The organism is bacterium (assembly GCA_020440705.1).
Lineage (GTDB): Bacteria > Krumholzibacteriota > Krumholzibacteriia > LZORAL124-64-63 > LZORAL124-64-63 > JAGRNP01.
Map to the genome: position 1 here is coordinate 1 of JAGRNP010000209.1, position 3,459 is coordinate 3,459.

Below are 3,459 nucleotides of genomic sequence, written 5' to 3' on the forward strand. Positions count from 1 at the left end.
CCTGGGTCGTGGCCACCGTGAATCTCCAGCTTCCCGTCGCGGCCGGATCCTCGTCCAGGCCGATGAAGATGGCGTCCGGATCGGCGGGATCGGTCCATACCCGACCGTTCTTTGCGGGATCGTCGAGTTCGAAACGGGCGCCGCGGCTCACCAGGTCCACGGCCGCGAGAGCCCGCTGGGGCTGCCCCGCCGGCGCTCCCGACACCGCGAGCCCGACGCTGCGCGGACGCCCGGACGCCACGAACGCGCGCGCCAGCCCGCCGGGCACGTCTGCGGAGAGGGACAGGAAGCTGCAGCGCAGGACGGGACGCCCGTCGGCGGTGTCATGCCCCAACTGCACCGAGAGCAGGTCGGCGGCCGGGCTCAGGCCCGGGGCCCCCACGCCGTCCACCAGCAGCACCTCGTCGGAGACGAAGGCCGCCCCGACCGGAGCGGCAGCAAGGACCGACCCGATGGCGGCGAAAAAGAAGACCAATGGGAGGGATCGGGTCGCGATGTGACGCATGGTGCGGGGCCTCGCTCGGGAAACCAGGGGCGCGACGGCACACCGGGTCCGCCCCCGGGGGAGGGCTCGGCGCGCCGACCGGAATCCCCGTCAGCGCGGGAATTCTGATCAATCTTTACCTCACAAGATCATACCACAAAGGAAATTGCGGGAACAAGGGTATTCTTGGCGTTTCCGGACGTTTCCGGCCGGATCGGCCCTGCGCCGCCCGGCCGGATTCCGGCGCCGTCGCGGCGATCCGGCCTCCGATCGGGAGCCGGAATCGAGCCTCATCCGGCGGTGCCGTCCCCGCCCCGGCGGGTCCGGCCCTGGGCCACCCCGACGAGCTGCCCGATGGTCGCGTCGAGGTCGCCGGCCAGGGAGGCCAGTTCGCGCGCCGAACCGGCGGACTCCTCGCTCGTGGCCGCGGCCTGCTGGACGCCGGAGTCGATCCTGGCCATGGCGATGTTGACGTGCTCGATGCCCTGGGCCTGTTCGGACGTCTGCGAGGCGATCTCGGACATGAGGGTCTGGATCTCGTGGACCGCCGCCGTAACGTCCTGGAGGTTCCGCGACAGGTCCGCCGCCAGACCGACACCGGCCTCGGCGCTGCGCTGGCTCCCGTCCACCATGGTCGCGGTGCTGCTGGCGGCCTCGGCACTGCGCCGGGCGAGATTGCGCACCTCTTCGGCCACCACCGCGAAGCCCTTGCCGGCATCGCCGGCCCGGGCCGCCTCGACGGCGGAATTCAGGGCCAGCAGGTTGGTCTGGAAGGCGATCTCGTCGATGGTCTTGACGATGCGGCCCGTCTCGACGGTCGAGGCCCGGATCTCCTCGATGGCCTCGAGCAGACGGTCCATGGCGGCCATGCTGCCGTCGATGAGCTCGGAGGCGTTGCGGGTGAACCCGTCGACCCTGCGGGCGTTGTCGGTGCTCTGACCGGTCAGGGCGCCCATCTGCTGCAGGGATGCGGAGGTCTCCTGCAGGCTCGCGGCCTGGTCGCTGGTGCCGAGGGCGAGGTGCTCGCTCGCGGCAGAGATCTGACCCGCCGCGGCGGTCATCTGCTGCGAGCCCGAGGTCAGGCTGCGGATCACGGCCGTGATCGGCCTGGTGAGCGAGAGGGCGAAGAGGAACGATCCCGCCAGGATCAGCACCATCGCCGCCCCCACCACCGCCGAGACGATGTTGCGGCTCGACCCGATCTGGCCCAGGAAACCCTGACTGAGGGTCGCGATGCGCGAGTTGGCGGTGCTGACACGGCCCGCCTGGTCGCGGCTCGCGGCCAGGGCGGTGGCGACCGATTCGAGGCCATCGGCCTCGGTCCCGAGCACGCTGGAGAAGCTCTCCATCTCGCGCACGGTGGCGCCCAATCCGACGAGGGCTTCGCGCCGCACCCGCTCCTGGATGTCGCCGACCTCGTCGGAGATGTCCTCGAGGGACCAGCGCGCCTCGCCGTCGGGCAGGTCGGCGCTGGCCTCGTCGATAGTCGCCACCAGGTCGGCAAGGGTCTGCGCGAGGGTCGCGATCTTGCGCTCGTTGATGCGCACCGCCTGGTTGGACTGGTCGATCTCCGTGGTCAGGGCCACGATGCGGGTCATCGCCGCGCGCAGCGAGTCGTCGGCGGCGGCGACACCGGCGGCGGCCCGGTCGGCGTCGCCCACTCCGGCGTCGGCTTCGCGCACGATCGCGCCGAAACCGGCGTTCAGGCTACCGTAGCTGTACAGCGTGAGCCCGAGGATGGCCGCCAGCACGAAGCTGACGGCCCCTCCGGCGGCGATGAGCTTGGCCTTGATGGACATCGACGTTCCCCCTCGTGATCTACATGCTCGCGCCGCCGCCGCCGGCTTCCTTCTCGTACATGCCCACAGCCGCGTTCATCTCCTTGAGCAGCGGCAGGTTGGTCGTGGCCAGGGTCTGCAGGTCGGTGGCCGAGAAGGCGGTCGTGCCCGGGGCGGCGCCGTTCTCCACCACGGGCTTGAACGTCGCCCACAGCCCGGCCACCACGTCCAGCTGGGCGCGGATATCGGCGTTCGAGGTCGCTGGCAGGCCCAGCACGTCGTCGCCGTCCTTCAGCCCGGCCAGGGTCCGCTCGAAGAGGGTGTAGGTCTCCAGCAGGTTCAGCTTGTTGGCGTCGGTTTCGTGACCGTAGGCGACCAGCAGGTACTCCTTGCTCATCTTCTGGGTGAGCATGCGCTGCTTGCCGGCCAGGTTGATGGTCACGGCGAGGCCCGGATCGGCGCTCAGGCCGGCGCTGCTCGCGTCCTTCTCGTACAGCTTCACGCACTTGTTCATCTGCTGGAGCAGCGGCAGGTTGGCGGCGGCCACCTCGGCCACCTGGTCGGGCGTCACGGCGCCGGCGGCCACGATCGCGTCGACGGTGGCGTGGAAGCCGGTCCAGATCTCCCCGATGGTGTCCAGCTGCCGCAGGATGCGCGCATTGGTGGTCGGCGGCAGGCGCAGATCGGCGTCGCCGTCGCGCAGCCCGTGCAGGGTCTTGTCGAACAGCGCCGCCGTCGCCGCCAGATTCTTCAGGTTGGCGGCCTTGTCCACGTCCATGGCGACCAGCATGATCTCCTTGCTCATCTTCTGGCTCAGCATGCGCTGCTTGCCGGACAGGTTCAGGACGACACCGTATTCGGCGGCCGTCGGCCCTTCGGCCGCGGCGACGATGAGCGGCGTGCCCAGCAAAGTCAGCACGAGGACGGCGAGAGAAAGGCCGGCGACGGCCGGACGGAAGCGAAGGATCTGCGACATGACGGAATGCCTCCCGGTCGGAATCGGTGCGGATGCGGGATCGCTATCCGTACCCGCATCGGCACATACGCAAAATCCTTAACCATTTTTGTCTTCTAATATGGATCAGTGATGTCCTGTTAGCGCGATCCGGACTGGCCGCGGCCACCGAGAACACGGTGCAGATGGCAGTCCACCGTGTGGTCGTTGACCATCCCGGTGGCCTGCATGAAGGCGTAGCA

Annotated in this window: 4 protein-coding genes; all 4 read right to left on the minus strand. The window is 69.4% G+C overall.

All coding sequences use genetic code 11. The annotated features are described in order from the left end of the window. The coding region (locus KDM41_17590) for a hypothetical protein (protein ID MCB1185237.1) at positions 1-505 on the minus strand (505 nt) is incomplete at its 3' end. Positions 506-774: 269 nt separating this feature from the next. Beyond that, positions 775-2,082 (minus strand): hypothetical protein, encoded by a 1,308-nt coding sequence (locus KDM41_17595; protein ID MCB1185238.1) that lies wholly within the window; start codon positions 2,080-2,082, stop codon positions 775-777. 220 nt (positions 2,083-2,302) lie between these two features. Beyond that, a complete protein-coding gene (locus KDM41_17600; protein ID MCB1185239.1) occupies positions 2,303-3,238 on the minus strand; it encodes a type IV pili methyl-accepting chemotaxis transducer N-terminal domain-containing protein in 936 nt (311 codons plus the stop codon). A 119-nt stretch (positions 3,239-3,357) separates the two neighbouring features. Further along, on the minus strand, positions 3,358-3,459 hold a 102-nt coding region (locus KDM41_17605), incomplete at its 5' end, for a DNA-3-methyladenine glycosylase I (GenBank protein MCB1185240.1).